The organism is Streptomyces sp. NBC_01116, assembly GCF_041435495.1.
Taxonomy (GTDB): Bacteria; Actinomycetota; Actinomycetes; order Streptomycetales; family Streptomycetaceae; genus Streptomyces.
Genome location: NZ_CP108644.1, coordinates 3842263 through 3857645 on the forward strand (window position 1 = coordinate 3842263; position 15383 = coordinate 3857645).

Below are 15383 nucleotides of genomic sequence, written 5' to 3' on the forward strand. Positions count from 1 at the left end.
TCCGAACGTCACCAGTCGCGGCCCGAGCGTCCGCGCTTGGTGTCGCCGCGCTGCTTCTTCTCCCGCAGCCTGCGCTCGTTGATCCCGCGCGGGATCTTCCGCTTGATCCGGGGCTTGGGCGGCGGCGCCGTGGCCTCGGCCAGGAGTGCGGCGAGCCGCACCGCGGCCGTCTCGCGGTTGCGCCACTGGGAGCGGTGCTCGGAGGCCCGTACGGAGATCACCCCGCCCACCAGCCTGCTCGCGAGCCGCTCCAGCGCCCGCGCCTTCCACACCTCGGGGAGCGCGTCGGTCGCCGCCAGGTCGAAGCGCAGCTCGACCTGGGAGTCGCTGGTGTTGACGTGCTGGCCGCCGGGCCCGGAGGACCGCGAGAAACGCCACATGAGCTCGGCCTCCGGGAGGGAGACCGAGCCGCGGATGACATGGGGCCCGGACATGACACCCATGGTCCCTTCCCCGCACCCTGTTCGTCACCTTCTTTTGCCCACGGGATCGCGTACGGGTTTCCGCGCGGGATCGCCCACGGGTTTCCGCACGGGATCGCGTACGGGTCCGCGGCGGGTCCCTCTGACCGGCTCCACTTCGGGACGAAGTTCGGCAAAGAAAGTAAAGCGACCAGGAACCTCGTGGTCTGCTGCTTGCGTTATGACGGGTGACGGTAGCTTTCGTGATGGCACGAAGCCCGCACACGACGAGGAAAGGGACTTCCCATGGCAGTAAGCCTGTCCAAGGGCGGCAACGTCTCGCTCACCAAGGAGGCACCGGGCCTTACCGCCGTCACGGTCGGCCTCGGCTGGGACGTCCGTACCACCACCGGCACCGACTTCGACCTCGACGCCTCGGCGATCGCGGTCAACCCGACGGGGAAGGTCGTCTCGGACGGCCACTTCGTCTTCTTCAACAACAAGTCGACGCCGGACCAGACCATCGTGCACACCGGTGACAACGTCACGGGTGAGGGCGAGGGCGACGACGAGCAGATCAACGTCAACCTGGCGGGCCTGCCGGCCGACGTGGACAAGATCGTCTTCCCGGTCTCCATCTACGACGCCGAGAACCGCAGCCAGAACTTCGGCCAGGTCCGGAACGCGTTCATCCGCATCCTCAACCAGGCCGGCGGCGCCGAGATCGCCCGCTACGACCTGAGCGAGGACGCCGCCACCGAGACCGCCATGGTCTTCGGCGAGCTGTACCGCAACGGCGCCGAGTGGAAGTTCCGCGCGGTCGGCCAGGGGTACGCCTCCGGCCTGCGCGGCATCGCCCAGGACTTCGGCGTCAACCTCTGACCCGAGCGCACCACCGCTCCACCCGCCTCACGGGAGCCCCCGGCCGCCTTCGCGGCCGGGGGCTCCCGCGCGTGTGAGGGTCCGTCACCACGCCACCCGCTCCGTACGGCGGAAAGTCCACCACTTCACCGAATACCGGACGGGACGACTCCCCATTCGTACAAGAACTGGTCAAAAAGTTGTGAGGCAATTGTCGGCACACCGTCAACTTCGCTCATGAGGTGGCACGCTCTCCGCTCGTAGTCCCCCCACAGGACGACCAACGGAGAAGACCTACATGAACCTCCACACCACCCCCCACACCTCCCGCGCCCACCGTGGCACCCGTCGGCTCGCGGCACTCGCGGCGGTCGCCGCGATGGTCGTCGCCGGTGTCCAGGCCGGATCCGCCGTCGCCACGCCCGGCGACGGCGACGCCCGTACCGCCGCGGCGACGCCCTCCACGGCCGCCGCACTCGGCGTGAACCCCTCGGCGCAGCGCGCCACGGCCATCAAGTCGGCCCAGGCGGACACCTCCTCGGCGGCGAAGGCCCTGAAGCTCGGCGACCGGGAGAAGCTGATCGCCCGCGACGTCGTCAAGGACGCCGAGGGCACCGTCCACACCCGCTACGAGCGCACCTACGACGGCCTGCCCGTCCTCGGCGGCGACCTCGTCACCCACACCACCGCCGCCGGCAGGCTCACGGGCGTGGACAGGGCGACCGACGCGAAGATAGCCGTGGCGTCGACGACGCCGAAGCTGAAGGCGGCGGCGAGCGCCCGCAAGGTGATCTGGGCGGGCCACGGCGGAGCGCCCGTCCTCGCCTGGGAGACCGTCAAGAAGGGCGTCCAGAAGGACGGCACGCCCAGCCGCGTCCACACCCTCACCGACGCGACCACCGGAAAGAAGCTGCACAGCTACGAGGCGATCGAGACCGGCACCGGCACCAGCCAGTACAGCGGCGAGGTGGAGCTCACCACCACGAAGACCGACGCGGGCTTCGAACTGACCGACGGCGAGCGCGGCGGCCACCGGACGTACGACCTCGGCCAGGGCTCCTCCGGCACCGGCGAACTCGTCACGGACGACGACGACGTCTGGGGCGACGGCACCGGCGCGGACCGGCAGACCGCCGCCGTCGACGCCCACTACGGCGCCGCGAAGACCTGGGACTTCTACAAGACCGCGCTCGGCCGCGACGGCATCGCGGGCGACGGCAAGGCCGCCTACTCCCGGGTCCACTACGGCGAGAACTACGTCAACGCCTTCTGGGACGACAGCTGCTTCTGCATGACGTACGGCGACGGCGAGGGCAACAAGAGCGCCCTCACCTCCATCGACGTCGCGGCCCACGAGATGACCCACGGCCTCACCTCCGCCACCGCGAACCTGGACTACGCGGGCGAGTCCGGCGGCCTCAACGAGGCGACCAGCGACATCCTCGGCGTCTCGGTGGAGTTCTTCGCCGACAACGCCTCGGACGCCGGGGACTACCTCATCGGCGAGAAGATCGACATCAACGGCGACGGCACCCCGCTGCGCTACATGGACAAGCCCAGCAAGGACGGCAACTCCGCCGACTTCTGGGACGAGAACCTCGGCGGCATCGACGTCCACTACTCCTCCGGCGTCGCCAACCACTTCTTCTACCTGCTCGCCGAGGGCAGCGGAAAGAAGACGGTCAACGGCGTCGACTACGACTCCGCGACCTCCGACGGCTCGACGCTGACGGGCATCGGCCGGGAGAAGGCCTACCAGATCTGGTACAAGGCCCTCACCGTCTACATGACCTCCACCACCGACTACGCGGGCGCGCGCGTCGCGACCGAGAAGGCGGCGACCGACCTGTTCGGCGCGGACAGCGAGGAGCTGAAGGCGGTCTCGGCCACCTGGACCGGGGTCAACGTCAAGTAACGCGTCACCTGGGTGAGTACGGGAGCCGGTCAGCCCTCCACGGGCGGCCGGCTCCTGCCGTACAGCCAGGCGTCCCACAGCTCGGAGAGGTCCCGCCCCGTCTCCTCCTCCACGTACGCGGTGAAGTCGTCGGTCGAGGCGTTGGCGTGCCGGTGGGTCTTCGTCCACCCCTGGACCAGGGCGAAGAACGCCCGGTCGTCCAGGGCGAGCCGGACGCGGTGCACGGCCATCGCCCCCCGCCCGTAGACCGGCGGCTCGGACAGCTCGGCGGCGGACGGCGGATCGGCGGGCGGGAACGCCCAGTTCTCGTCGGACTCGTACGCCTCCTGAAAGCTCTCCTCGACCGGTACGTCCTCGTGGTCGGCGGCCCAGAGCCACTCCGCGTAGGTCGCGAAGCCCTCGTTGAGCCACATGTCCCGCCAGGTCGCGGGGGTGACGGAGTTCCCGAACCACTGGTGGGCCAGTTCGTGGACGAGGAGCGCGGTGTCCGGCGGGCCGGGGTAGACGGGCCGGTTCTGGGTCTCCAGGGCGTAGGCCGAGTCGCCCGTCCGCTCGACGATCGCCCCGGCGGACGAGAAGGGATACGGGCCGAACTTCCCCGCCGACCACGTCAGCACCGCCGGAATCCGCGCCAGCACGTCCGCGCTCGCCGCCGCCGACTCCGGGTCCACGGCGGTGAACACCCGGATGCCGTCGGGGGTCACCGACTCCTCGGTGGTGAACCGCCCGACGGCGACGGTCGCCAGATAGCTCGCCATCGGTTCGGCGGTCCGCCAGCGGTAGGCGGTGCGCCCGTTCGCCGTACGCCGGGACACCAGCTCCCCGTTGGAGATCCCGGCGAGCCCCTCGGGCACGGTGATCGCGAGGTCGTACGCGGCCTTGTCGCTCGGGTGGTGGTTGCCGGGGAACCAGGCCATGGACCCGGCCGGTTCGCCGAGGGCGACCGCGCCGTCGGCCGTCCGCAGCCAGCCCTCCTTCGACCCGTCAGGGTCGGTGATCGTCTCCGGGGAGCCGGAGTAGCGCACGACGGCGGTGAACGTACGCCCCGCGCTCAGCCGCTCCTCGACGTCGGCCGCCGGACGCAGCGTCAGCTCCTTGCCCGCCCGGTTCACGGCGGCCGGGCGGCCCTCGACCGTGGCGCCGTCCACGTCGAGCCCGGCGAGGTCGAGGTGGAAGGCGCTCAGGTCCTGGGTGGCGCGGGCGGTGATCGTGGCCGTGCCGCGCAGCCGGTCCCCGGCCGGGTCGACGTCGAGCTCCAGGCCGTAGTGGGTGACGTCGTAACCGCCGTTGCCGAGCCCCGGGAAGTAGGGGTCGCGCAGTCCGGCCGCGCCCGGGGTTCCCCGCACCCCGCCCGTACAGCCCCCGCCGAGAAGAGCCAGGGCGAGGGCGAGCAGCAGAGAGGTGCGGGCGGTGCGCCGCCGGGGCGGGTGAGCGTGGTTCACCCGACCGATCCTAGGACTCGGGAGGACCGGTTCCCGGGCGGCCGCCGGGCGGTTGGCGGTTCCCGGAAGGTCCGCGGGCGATTCCTGGGGGCTTCCCGGGCGGTCCCCTGGCGGTCCCCGGGTGCTTCCCCGGTGCTTCGGGGTGGAAGGAGCCGCCCGTCTCGGGGGAAGGACGGGCGGCTCCAGCTCAGAGGATGGCGATTCCGAGTGGCCGGTTGCCTGCCTCCAGGCGGACCGGCTCGTTCTTCTCGTCGTCCAGGTCGACGACCGTGATGCCGTTCGCGTACCCGTCGCGCGTGAAGCCGCCGGTGACGTACGCCGTGCGGCCGTCCTCCGACACCGCCACGTCCTCGTGCGGCCCGTCCAGCGGGACGACCCGCTCCTCGCCCTCGGGGGACCGGACGGTGAGAGAGGGGTCCTCGTCGTCCGATCCGATCGGGCCGGTGCCCACCACGAGGAGGGTGCCGTCGGGGGCGAGGGCCGCGCCGTGCTGGTGGGTGTTCGCGGTCATCGGCTCGATCGTCACCTCTCCCGTGCGCGGGTCCAGGACCGCGAGCCGCTCCCCCTCGAACGGCAGCAGCAGCTTGCCGTCCCCGGGGCGCACGACGGCGTAGTGCGGCTTCAGCCAGGAGCCGAGCCCGCCCTCCGTGCCGTACGGGGCGACCTCCATGCGCCGGGTCTCCAGCGAGTCGGCGTCCACCGCCGTCACGTCGAAGGAGTCGTGGTCGGTGGCGTACACCTCGCGGCCGTCCGGGGACACGTCCACGTCGAACGGGCGCATGCCGACGGGCGCGGTGCCGGTGACCTCGCGGGTCGCGGTGTCGATGACCTCGACCGCGCCGTCGCCGCCGGGCACGTTGACCCCGACGTAGACGTGCTTCCCGTCCGGGGCCAGGGCGATGCCCATGCCGCCGCCCCGGTACTCGCCGGTGGTGACCGGGCCGGACTCCGTCTCGTAGGGGACGAGCGCGAGCCGGGTCCGCTCCCGGGTGTCGACGACCGCGACGCCCTCGGCGGTGGCGACCCAGGCCCGCCCGTCCTCGCCGACGACGAGGCCGTAGGGCGCGGTGCCGACCTCGACGGAGGCGATGGGGGCCCCGTTCCTGCCCGAACCGTCCTTCCCGGGGTCCACGAAGGTCACGGTGTCGCTGCCGAAGTCGGCGACGAGGAGGGTGCCGTCGGGGGTGCGGCCGGCCGGGGTGCGGGAGGGGTCGGGGGTCGCCGCGGCGGACGGGCCCGCGGGGTCCGGGGCGGTGCCCGGAGTCGCTTCCGTCGTGCCGGCCGAGCAACCGGCGAGCAGGGCGGCGGCGACGATCCCGAGGGCGAGACGACGGGCGCGAGGGCCGCGTTCCGCGGTCACGCGGCGTCCCGCAGCAGGGCGGCCAGCTCGGCGAAGCCGCGCCGCTCGGCGTGGGCCAGGGGCGTCACCCCGTCGCCGTCGGGCAGGTCCCGCGTGGCCCCGGCGGCGAGCAGCAGCTCCACGACCTGCTGGTGCGCGAGCCCGCCCTCGCCGAGGATCACCGCCTCCAGCAGGGCGGTCCAGCCGAGCCGGTTGACGTGGTCGACGTCGATGTCGGTGACCCGCAGCACCTCCCGTACGTAACCGACGTGGCCCCGCTCGCTCGCCGGGATGAGGGAGACGCCGCCGAACCGGTTGCGCAGGGTCAGGTCCGGGCCGGCCGGCAGCAGCACACGCAGCATCGCGACGCTGCCGGTGACACCGGTGGCCAGCCACGGGCTCTCCTCGCGCCGGTCCTGGGCGTCCGGGTCCGCCCCGGCGGCCACGAGCAGCCGGGCCGCCTCGACGTGGTCGCCGTGGACGGCGAGGAGGAGCGGGGTGCGCGACTCCTCGTCGCGGACGTCGACCCGGGCGCCGCCCTCGATCGCGGTGCGCACACCTTCGGTGTCGCCGGTGCGTGCGGCGGTGAGCAGGTCGTGATCGAGGGCGTTCATGGGTACTCCGTTCCCGTCCGGGCGTGTGCGGATGTCCGGGCTGTGGCCCGTGCGGATGGCGCTACCGGGCGAGGGCCGCGACGCCCGCCTTGGCGAACTTCTCGTCGAGGTCGCCGCTGGGCGCGCCGGCCACACCGATGCCCGCCACCGGGGCGCCCTTGACCTGCACCGGAGCACCGCCACCCAGGAACAGGGTGCCAGGGATGTCCTTCAGGTTCGGGGCCTGCTCCAGGCGCTTGACCAGCTCGGAGGTGGGGGCGTTCCAGGAGACGGCGGTGTACGCCTTCTTCACCGCGGACTCGGGGGACTGCGGGCCCGCGCCGTCGCCGCGCAGGGTGACGATGGTGTTGCCGTTGCGGTCGACGACCGCGACGGAGATCCGCTGGTTCTCCTTCTTCGCCGCGTCCAGCGTGGCCTGCGCGGCCTTGGTGGCGGCGGCCACCGTGAGGTGGGTGGTCTGCTGGAGGTTCCGGTTGCCCGTGTCGGCCTCGACCGCGGCGGCGGGGGCGGCGGCCGGGGAGGAGGCGTTCGCGGACATCGCGCCGAACGTGCCGGCTCCGAGGGCGGCGACGACGACGGCGCCGGTGGCGACACGGGTGCGCGGCGACAGCTTCTTCATGGTGGCTCCTTGGTGATCCGGGGGCGGCCCGCTCGTTCGGTGTGCCGGGCGGCCCGCTCGTTCGGTGTGCCGGGCGGCCCGCTCGTTCGGTGTGCCGGGCGGCCCGCTCGTTCGGTGTGCCGGGCGGCCCGGAAGTGGTCCGGGCGTTTCGCTCCGGTATCGATCCTCCCGGCGGATCCGGCCCCGTACGGTCGACGTACCGGCTGGAAGCGGCGCGCGGGTCGGCCGACGCCCCCATCGGCCGATCGGTTGATGCGGGGGTGGCCGGATCGGGTCACGATGGAAGATCCGCGCAGGTCAGCAGGTCAACAGGGCAGCAGGGTCTCAGTGGGATCGGGCGGGACGGACGAGACGGAACACGAGGTACGAGGTGGACGACCGGAGCGATCCGCGAGCCCCGGAGGAGGCCGGTCCCGGGTCGGGGCGGGACGCCGATCCTGCCGCGGGTCCCGGCGCCGACCCCGACGCCCGCTGGCTCGCGCTCCTCATGCACGCCGCGTTCTTCCTGCTGCTCGGCGCCTCGCTGACCCGGTTCCTGATGCGGCACCCCGGCGAGGCCCGCACCCCGTGGATCATCGCCCTGTCGATCACCCTGGCGGTGCTGTACCTCCTGGGACCCGTCCTCGGTTCGCGCCCCACCCCGCGCCGGCTCGCCTGGCTCGGCGTGCTCGTCCTGGTCTGGATGGTGCTGGTCGTCCTCGCGCCGAGCTTCGCGTGGTGCGCGGTGCCGTTGTTCTACACCGGGCTGCGCATCCTGCCGCCGCGCGCGGCCCTCGCGCTGGTCGCCCTGCTCACCGCGTTCGTCGTGGCCGCGCAACTGCGCCTGGCCGAAGGGTTCGACCCGAATCTGGTCCTCGCCCCGCCCGCGGTCGCCGCCGTGGCGACCGCCGTCTTCGTCCATATGCGGCGCCAGGCGGTACGCCAGCGGGAGTTGGCCGGACGCCAGCGCGAGCTGATCGACGACCTGCTGCGCACCCGGCGCGAACTGGCCGCCACCGAGCGGCGCGAGGGGACCCTCGCCGAGCGCCAGCGGCTCTCCATGGAGATCCACGACACCCTGGCCCAGGGCCTGTCCAGCCAGCAGATGCTGCTCCAGGCGGCCGACCGCACCTGGAGCGCCGACCCCGACGCGGCCCGCCGCCATGTCCGTACGGCCACCGGCATCGCGGAACGCAACCTCGCCGAGGCCCGCCGCTTCGTCCACGACCTGGCCCCCGCCGACCTGGCGCAGGGCGGCGGCCTGGAAGCGGCCCTGCGTACGCTGGCGGCCCGGGAGAGCGCCCAGGCGGAGGGCGCGCTCACCGTCCACTGCCATGTGGAGGGCACCCCCGGCGCCCCGCTGCCGGACCGCGTGCAGTCCGCCCTGCTGCGCATCGCCCAGGGGGCCCTGGCCAATGTGCGGGAGCACTCCGGGGCCACCGCCGCCGGGCTGACCCTGACCCACCTCGACGACCGGGTGGTCCTCGACATCGGCGACAACGGCCGCGGCTTCACCGTGGAGCCCGCGGGCGTCCGCAGCCCCGAGACCGTGCGCGGCCACGGGCTCCCCGCCATCCGGGCCCGCGTGCACCAGCTCGGCGGGACGCTCACCGTCGAGTCGGCCCCGGGCGAGGGCACCGTGCTCTCGGCCGCCATCCCGCTCGCGCCCGCCCCCCTCACCGTCCCGGAGGACCCCGCATGACCGGCCGAGGCCCGCAGACGCCCCCCGTACGCATCCTGCTCTGCGACGACCACGTGGTCGTCCGGGCCGGCCTGCTCGCCCTCCTCGGCAGCGAACCGGACATCGAGGTCGTCGGCGAGGCGGGCAGCGGCGAGGAGGCCGTGGTGCTCGCCGCCCGGCTCACCCCGGACGTCGTCCTCATGGACCTCCAGCTCGGCGAGGGCATCGACGGCGTCGAGGCGACCCGCCGCATCGCGGCCGACGGCACGGTCCACGTCCTGGTGCTGACCACGTACGACACCGACGCCGACATCACCCGGGCCATCGAGGCGGGGGCGACCGGCTATCTGCTGAAGGCGGAGCGCCCGGAGGAGCTGTTCGCCGCGATCCGGTCCGCCGCCCAGGGCCGCACCACGCTCTCGGCCCCCGTCGCCAGCCGGGTCATGGCCCGGATGCGCAGCCCCCGCCCCAGCCTCACCGACCGCGAACGCGACATCCTGGCCCAGCTCTCCCAGGGCCTCGGCAACCGCGACATCGCCCGCGCCCTGTTCATCAGCGAGGCCACGGTCAAGACCCACCTGGGCCGGATCTACGACAAGCTCGGCGTCGACACCCGTGCGGGCGCGGTGTCGGTGGCGAAGGAGCAGCGCCTGCTGCCGTGAGCCGGGGCGCGGCGCGGAGCCCGCGTGACGCGCCGGCCGGTGTCGCGGCGCAGCTGGACCGGGTGACTCCGGAACTTTCGTCCAAGACAGGCGCGTTGGAGTCGGCGCCCGTAGGGGCATGCGCAGAAATCATGTGGGCCCCGCGCCTCGGGAGCACGATTCCGAGCACGGCTGGAAGGTCGCCCATCTGCTCGGCGGCACGGCGCTCGACGGTGTCCGGATGGCCGGCTTCCGTGACCGCGCGTCGGTCGGGCTGGACATGCAGGTGCTCCCCCAGCCCGTCGTGGTCGTCGTCATCGGGCTCGGGGAAGCCCCCCTCACGGTGGAGAGCGCCACGGCGCGCCGGCCGCTGAGGAGCGTTGTCGCCCGGCCCGGGTCCGGGGCGAGCACGTCGAGTGCGTCGAGGTGTGCCTGCCGCCCCTGGCCGCCCATGCGGTGCTGGGCGTCTCAGCCCCGGACGGGCATGACACCATCGATCCGTGCTCGACATCGGCTACTCCCTCTCCCGCCGCTTCCCCGACCCCCCGCAGACCGACTACCGCCGCGCGGACGTCCGCGCGCTGCGGCACGATCTGTTCTCCGGCGACGTCTACCTCGCGGACACCAAGGCGGACCGCGAGGTGTCCACGGCCTGGGGATGGGTGCCGGTGCTCGACTTCGCGTGGGCGCTGTGCGACATCGTCGAGCAGATCGACCAGGACCCGCGCGGCAACCGCTCGCACCGGCAGCAGTACGCTGAGCTGGACTTCACCGAGTCCCCGGACCGGATGATGTTCGAGCGGCGCTTCGGCTGGGTCGACGTCGAGGCGGACTGGATGCCCGGCGACGAGCCCCCGCTCACCTTCAGCCACTCCCTCCTGCGCCGCGAGGCCCGCGACTTCCTGCACGACCTGATCGCCGACCTGGCCGACATGCACGAGGGCCTCGCCGACAACCCCGTGATCTGGGACCTCCAGGCCCGCTTCCCCCGCATGTGAGGCCCGCGACGCCGCCCGGGGTGCTCACGCCTCCACCCGCACCCCGATCTGCGCCGCGAACGCCGGAGCCAGCTCCATCAGCTGCGACGGGCTGATCACCGCGCCCGCCAGCCGGTCCACGCCCCGCGCGATGTCCAGCTCGGCCACCGCGCGCAGGTCCACCGACTCCATCCGGACCCCGCTGAAGTCCGCCCGCTTCAGCACGCAGTCCCGGAACTCGACGCGGACCAGGTGCGCGTCCCCGAAGTCCGGCTCGGAGAGCACGCAGCCCTCGAAGACGACGTCCTTGAGCCGGGTCCTGCGCAGATTCAGGTAGTCGATCTTGCCGCCGCGCACCACCACCCGCTCCAGCACCGCACCGTGCAGCTGCACCCCGCCCAGGCGCGCGTCCACCACCTCCACGTCCCGCAGCGACGCCTCCGCGAGATCGGTGCCCACACCCCGTACGCCCGTCAGCACCGTGTCGATGAAGCGGGCCCGCGTCAGCTCCGCGCGGTCCAGGGCGCAGCCGTCCAGCGCGCAGTCCATGAACCGGGCGCCCCGGCCCGACGCGTCCGCCAGGTCCACTCCGTCGAACCGCATCCCGTCGTAGTCCCCGTCCGGCTCCAGGCCCTCGCCCTCGTAGGGGACGAGCGGAGGCAGCCGCACCTCCGGACGCCGCGCCGCCGCGACGGTGTCCTTCCTGCCCTTGACCGCCCTGCTCCCCCTGGCTCCCCTGGTCGCCCCGGTCGTCCTGGTCGTCCTGCCCTCGCTCGCTGCCATGCCCCCATCGTGACGCACCCCACTGACAACGCCCCGGCGACCGTGTCACGAGCCGCCGCCCCCGATCCGTCGCATCATCAAAGACGCGAAGGAGATCCAGCCATGGAACACATCCACGTCATCGGCGGCGGCCTCGCCGGCCTCACCGCCGCCATCACCGCGGCCGAGTCCGGTGCGCGGGTCACCCTGTACGAGGGCCACCGGACGCTCGGCGGCCGGGCCAGGACCGCGGACGGGCCGTACCGCGCCAACGAGGGCCCGCACGCCCTGTACCGGCGCGGGCCGCACTGGACCTGGCTGGCCCGGCGCGGTCTTCTCGGCGCCGTCGTCTCCGTACCGCCCCGCGAGGGCCTCCGGTTCCGTTTCCGCCGCGCGGGAGCCGCCCGCCGGACCCCGCCCGTGGCGCTGCTGCGACTCGCCCGCCGGGCCCCCGGCACGGCCCCGGTGGACGACGCCTTCCTGGAGTGGGCCACCGGGCAGGTCGGCGAGGAGGGCGCCCGCGCCGCCGCGAACTTCGCCGCCACCGCGCTGTTCCACCACGACCCCGGGTCGCTCTCCGCCCGGTTCGTCCAGGAGCGCCTGCACCGCCTGGCCTCGTTCCCGCCCGAGGCCCACTACCCGGTCGGCGGCTGGGCGCCGCTCGTCGAGCGGATGGCCGGCCACGCCCGGGGCCTCGGCGTCGGCATCGAGACCGCCGCCCGCGTCGACACCCGGACCCTCGGCGAGCTGTCCCGGACCGGACCGGTCGTCGTCGCCGCCTCCCTCGACTCCGCCCGCCTCCTCCTCGACGACCCGTCCCTCACCTGGGAGAGCGGCCGCACCGTCCTGCTGGACCTGGCGCTGCGCACCCGGCGCGGCGACGCGTTCGTCGTGTCGGACCTGGACGCGCCGGGCTGGCTGGAGCGGTTCACCGCCCAGGACCCCGGCCTCGCCCCGGCCGGCGAACAACTGCTCCAGGGCCAGTTCCCGATCGGCCCCGACGCCCGCCGGGCGGAAGGGACCGCGCGGGCCGAGGAACTCCTCAACCTCGGCTTCCCCGGCTGGCGGGAGCGCACCACCTGGCGCGTCGAGGCCCTCGCCGACGGCCGCACCGGAGCCGTCGACCGCCCGGGAACCACCTGGCGGGACCGGCCCTCCGTCGTCCGGGGCAACGGCATCTTCCTGGCGGGCGACCAGGTCGCCGCCCCCGGACTCCTCAGCGAGGTCTCCTTCACCAGCGGCCTCGAAGCCGCCCTGCTCGCCGTGAAGGCGGCCGGGACGGCCACCGGGGAGGCCACCGGCAAGCGCTCCGGGACGGGAGCCCGGGACCGGGGTTGACCTCAACAGGACTTGAGGTACGAGGGTGGGGGGCACAGTCCACAGCGGGCACGGCACACAGCCGGCGCGGCCCGCGACCGGCACAGCCCGCAGCGGGGCACAGCCCGCACCGCGACCCCAGGGAGCCCGTCATGCACGCCGTACGCCTTCACGCCTTCGGCCCCGCCGAGAACCTCGTGTACGAGGAGGCCGAGGACCCCGTCCCCGGCCCCGGACAGGTCCGTATCGCCGTGGCCGCGGCCGGGGTGCACGTCCTGGACACCGTTCTGCGGGAAGGGGAGCGCGGCCCCTACCCGGAGCCCGCCCGCCTCCCCACCGTCCCCGGCCGCGAGATCGCCGGAACCGTCGAGTCGGTGGGAGAGGGCACCGACGCGGCCTGGCTCGGCAAGCGCGTCGTCGCCCACATCGGCATGGCGCCGGGCGGGTACGCCGAACTCACCGTCACCGAGGCCGACCGGCTCCACGAGATCCCCGAGGGGCTCGACGCCGCCGGGGCCGTCGCCATGATCGGCACCGGCCGCACCGCCCTCGGCATCCTCGGGTTCACCCCGCTCGGCCCGGATTCGGTGGTCGTCGTCACCGCGGCGGCGGGCGGGATCGGCACCCTCGTCGTCCAGCACGCGAAGAACGCCGGGGCCACCGTCATCGCGCTGGCCGGGGGCCCGGCGAAGGCGGCCCGGGCGGAGGCCGAAGGCGCCGGCCTCGCCCTCGACTACACCCGGCCCGACTGGCCGCGCAGGGCCCGCGAGCACCTCGAAGCGGCGGGGCTGCGGGCCACCGTCGTCTACGACGCCGTCGGCGGGACCACCGCCCGCGCCGCCGTGGACCTGCTCGGCCCCGGCGGGCAGCACGTGGTCTACGGCTGGTCGGGCGCGGGGCTCCTCGACGGGGGGCCGCTCACCTTCACCGACGAGGAACTGGCCGGACGCGCCATCACGTCCGGGTCCGTCCTCGGGCCGGCGATGATCGAGAGGGGCGGCGGTCTGCGCGCGCTGGAGACCCGAGCCCTCGCCGAGGCGGCGGCCGGCCGGCTGCGGCCCGCCGTACAGCGCTTCCCGCTCGCCGAGGCCGCCGCAGCGCACCGCGCGCTGGAGACCCGGGGCACGATCGGCAAGGTGGTCCTGGAGCCGTAGTCAGGCCCCGCGACCGTCCGCCCCCAGCCGGGCCAGGGCCCCGTCCGTCAGCCGGTACACCGTCCACTCGTCCTGCGGGCGCGCGCCGAGCGACTCGTAGAACGCGATGGACGGGGCGTTCCAGTCGAGGACGGACCACTCCAGCCGCTGGTAGCCGCGCTCACCGCAGATCCGCGCCAGCTCCGTCAGCAGCGCCCTGCCGTGGCCGCCGCCGCGCCGGTCGGGGCGGACGTACAGGTCCTCCAGGTAGATGCCGTGCACGCCGCGCCAGGTCGAGAAGTTCAGGAACCACAGGGCGAAGCCGATCACCTCGCCGCCGTCTCCGTCGTCGTCGGCCGTCGCCACGTGCGCGTAGGCGGCGGGACGGTCGCCGAACAGCGCCTCGGTCAGCTGCTCCTCGGTGACGACGACCTCGTCGAGGGCCTTCTCGTACGCGGCGAGATCCCGCACCAGGGCGTGCAGGACGGGGACGTCTTCAGGTGTGGCGGTACGAATCATGGGCGCAGCGTAAGCAACCCGCTGCCCGGACCACACCATGGTTTTCCGACCGCCGGCCCCCTACATCGCCCCGGACCCGGACGCTGCCTCAGCCGCGGCCCCTGTACGTGGCCCCGCACCGAGCAGAGGTCGGGCCCCTCACCGGACGGCCTCCCGGGACGGCCCCCTCACCGCCCCAGCAGCCGCCGGGCGATCTCCGCGTGGTCGGGGGAGACCCGGCCCTCCCCGTCCTCGGCCGCCCACAGACCGTTCTGGAGCACCCTCCCCAGCGTCCACGCCCGCGCCCTCTCCCGGTCCCGCTCCAGGCCCAGCGCCTCCGTCAACGCGTCGAACCGCCACACCACCTCGTCGGCGTCGAAGAGGTTGTCCAGCGCCGGGAACAGCTCGAAGCCCGGGTCCCCCGCGAGCGGCTTCGGATCGAGCGCCACCCACTCCCCGGCCCGCCCCGCGTCCGCGCGCCCGGCCAGGACGTTGTCGTAGTGCAGGTCCCAGTGCAGCAGCCGGTCCCCCGGCTCCCCCGCGACCTCCCGCACCGCCGCCGCGCAGTCCGCGATCAGCCGCCGGTCCTCGGCGTCGGCCAGCAGGCCCACCCGCTCCGGCACCGCCGCGAGCATCCGCTCCACCACCCCGCCCAACGTGCGCAGCCCCTCCGGCGCGGGCACCGCCACCAGCCGGGCCAGCACCGCGCCGAGCACCGTCACCGCCTGCCGCACGTCGGCCTCGCCGGACAACGGCCGCCGCTCGTCGAGCCGTTCCAGCAGCATCGCACCGGTCTCCGGGTCGTGGTCGAGCAGCTCCACCGCCCCGGCCCCCGCGTCGGTCCACGCCCGCAGCGCGACCGGTTCGCCCGCCGTCTCCTCGTCCGCCGACTGGAGCTTCAGCGCGGCTGGCCGCCCGTCCGCCTCCCGCACCACCGGCAGGACCAGCGCGCACATCCCGTACATCGAGGGACCGTCCCGCCGCAGCCCCCACCGCTCCAGGAACCGCTCGGCGAGGCCGGGCAGGGCGGCGACGAAGGCCCGGCCGGCCGCTCCGTTGTACCGGGACTGCGTGGCGATCAGCTCTTCAGGAATGTCGATCACCTCACCGATCCTAGGGATCCGCGCCGACCGGGCCATGACGGAACGGCCCCGCGCGCAGTAACGTCCCGCCACACGTACGCTCGGCATCTCACCGGACAGGG

General features: G+C 73.9%; 15 protein-coding genes. 7 read left to right on the forward strand and 8 right to left on the reverse strand.

The window, feature by feature from the left end; translation table 11 throughout:
* Positions 1–8: 8 nt before the first annotated feature.
* Positions 9–434 (reverse strand): alternative ribosome rescue aminoacyl-tRNA hydrolase ArfB, encoded by a 426-nt coding sequence (gene arfB, locus OG245_RS16675; protein WP_371624319.1) that lies wholly within the window; start codon positions 432–434, stop codon positions 9–11.
* 273 nt (positions 435–707) lie between these two features.
* Between arfB and OG245_RS16680 the strand changes: the two genes are divergently transcribed.
* Positions 708–1283: a TerD family protein gene (locus OG245_RS16680; RefSeq protein WP_371624320.1), complete on the forward strand. Its 576-nt coding sequence runs from the start codon at positions 708–710 to the stop codon at positions 1281–1283.
* A 277-nt stretch (positions 1284–1560) separates the two neighbouring features.
* Entirely contained in the window at positions 1561–3177 is a 1617-nt protein-coding gene (locus OG245_RS16685; protein ID WP_371624321.1) for a M4 family metallopeptidase, read from the forward strand.
* A 29-nt stretch (positions 3178–3206) separates the two neighbouring features.
* On the opposite strand, the gene OG245_RS16690 is transcribed toward OG245_RS16685, so the two are convergent.
* From OG245_RS16690 to OG245_RS16705, 4 genes are all read right to left on the reverse strand, one after another.
* Positions 3207–4619: a M1 family metallopeptidase gene (locus tag OG245_RS16690; RefSeq protein ID WP_371624322.1), complete on the reverse strand. Its 1413-nt coding sequence runs from the start codon at positions 4617–4619 to the stop codon at positions 3207–3209.
* 187 nt (positions 4620–4806) lie between these two features.
* Positions 4807–5979, reverse strand: coding sequence for a YncE family protein (locus OG245_RS16695; protein ID WP_371624323.1), 1173 nt, complete (start codon positions 5977–5979; stop codon positions 4807–4809).
* On the reverse strand, positions 5976–6572 hold the full coding sequence (locus OG245_RS16700; RefSeq protein WP_371624324.1) for an ankyrin repeat domain-containing protein: 597 nt from the start codon (positions 6570–6572) through the stop codon (positions 5976–5978). The genes OG245_RS16695 and OG245_RS16700 overlap by 4 nt, the downstream gene beginning before the upstream one ends.
* 61 nt (positions 6573–6633) lie before the next feature.
* A complete protein-coding gene (locus OG245_RS16705; protein WP_371624325.1) occupies positions 6634–7191 on the reverse strand; it encodes a heme-binding protein in 558 nt (185 codons plus the stop codon).
* 370 nt (positions 7192–7561) lie between these two features.
* Here OG245_RS16705 and OG245_RS16710 point away from each other — a divergent pair, with 370 nt between their 5' ends.
* The 3 genes from OG245_RS16710 to OG245_RS16720 all read left to right on the forward strand — a co-directional run bounded on the left by OG245_RS16710 (position 7562) and on the right by OG245_RS16720 (position 10490).
* Complete coding sequence (locus OG245_RS16710) at positions 7562–8872, forward strand: sensor histidine kinase (protein ID WP_371624326.1); 1311 nt, start codon at positions 7562–7564, stop codon at positions 8870–8872.
* On the forward strand, positions 8869–9513 hold the full coding sequence (locus tag OG245_RS16715) for a response regulator transcription factor (RefSeq protein WP_359622020.1): 645 nt from the start codon (positions 8869–8871) through the stop codon (positions 9511–9513). The genes OG245_RS16710 and OG245_RS16715 overlap by 4 nt, the downstream gene beginning before the upstream one ends.
* 479 nt (positions 9514–9992) lie before the next feature.
* A complete protein-coding gene (locus OG245_RS16720) occupies positions 9993–10490 on the forward strand; it encodes a hypothetical protein (RefSeq protein WP_371624327.1) in 498 nt (165 codons plus the stop codon).
* A 24-nt stretch (positions 10491–10514) separates the two neighbouring features.
* Here OG245_RS16720 and OG245_RS16725 read toward each other — a convergent pair whose 3' ends face one another.
* Positions 10515–11252 carry a pentapeptide repeat-containing protein gene (locus tag OG245_RS16725; protein ID WP_371624328.1) on the reverse strand — a complete coding sequence of 246 codons (738 nt, stop codon included), beginning with the start codon at positions 11250–11252 and terminating at the stop codon, positions 10515–10517.
* 102 nt (positions 11253–11354) lie between these two features.
* On the opposite strand from OG245_RS16725, the gene OG245_RS16730 reads away from it, so the two are divergent.
* Positions 11355–12569, forward strand: coding sequence for an NAD(P)-binding protein (locus OG245_RS16730; protein ID WP_371624329.1), 1215 nt, complete (start codon positions 11355–11357; stop codon positions 12567–12569).
* A 131-nt stretch (positions 12570–12700) separates the two neighbouring features.
* Positions 12701–13702 carry a zinc-binding dehydrogenase gene (locus OG245_RS16735; RefSeq protein WP_371624330.1) on the forward strand — a complete coding sequence of 334 codons (1002 nt, stop codon included), beginning with the start codon at positions 12701–12703 and terminating at the stop codon, positions 13700–13702.
* Here the strand turns inward: OG245_RS16735 and OG245_RS16740 are convergent, their stop codons facing one another.
* Together OG245_RS16740 and OG245_RS16745 are read right to left on the reverse strand one after the other, a co-directional pair.
* On the reverse strand, positions 13703–14200 hold the full coding sequence (locus OG245_RS16740) for an N-acetyltransferase family protein (protein WP_371624331.1): 498 nt from the start codon (positions 14198–14200) through the stop codon (positions 13703–13705).
* 167 nt (positions 14201–14367) lie between these two features.
* Positions 14368–15318: an aminoglycoside phosphotransferase family protein gene (locus OG245_RS16745; RefSeq protein WP_371627903.1), complete on the reverse strand. Its 951-nt coding sequence runs from the start codon at positions 15316–15318 to the stop codon at positions 14368–14370.
* Between the last annotated feature and the right edge of the window lie 65 nt (positions 15319–15383).

Coding starts and splice junctions, on each gene's coding strand:
- arfB (WP_371624319.1), bottom strand. CDS start 434: ATGTCCGGGCCCCATGTCATCCGCGGCTCGGTCTCCCTCCCGGAGGCC.
- OG245_RS16680 (WP_371624320.1), top strand. CDS start 708: ATGGCAGTAAGCCTGTCCAAGGGCGGCAACGTCTCGCTCACCAAGGAG.
- OG245_RS16685 (WP_371624321.1), top strand. CDS start 1,561: ATGAACCTCCACACCACCCCCCACACCTCCCGCGCCCACCGTGGCACC.
- OG245_RS16700 (WP_371624324.1), bottom strand. CDS start 6,572: ATGAACGCCCTCGATCACGACCTGCTCACCGCCGCACGCACCGGCGAC.
- OG245_RS16705 (WP_371624325.1), bottom strand. CDS start 7,191: ATGAAGAAGCTGTCGCCGCGCACCCGTGTCGCCACCGGCGCCGTCGTC.
- OG245_RS16715 (WP_359622020.1), top strand. CDS start 8,869: ATGACCGGCCGAGGCCCGCAGACGCCCCCCGTACGCATCCTGCTCTGC.
- OG245_RS16725 (WP_371624328.1), bottom strand. CDS start 11,252: ATGGCAGCGAGCGAGGGCAGGACGACCAGGACGACCGGGGCGACCAGG.
- OG245_RS16730 (WP_371624329.1), top strand. CDS start 11,355: ATGGAACACATCCACGTCATCGGCGGCGGCCTCGCCGGCCTCACCGCC.
- OG245_RS16735 (WP_371624330.1), top strand. CDS start 12,701: ATGCACGCCGTACGCCTTCACGCCTTCGGCCCCGCCGAGAACCTCGTG.
- OG245_RS16740 (WP_371624331.1), bottom strand. CDS start 14,200: ATGATTCGTACCGCCACACCTGAAGACGTCCCCGTCCTGCACGCCCTG.
- OG245_RS16745 (WP_371627903.1), bottom strand. CDS start 15,318: ATGGCCCGGTCGGCGCGGATCCCTAGGATCGGTGAGGTGATCGACATT.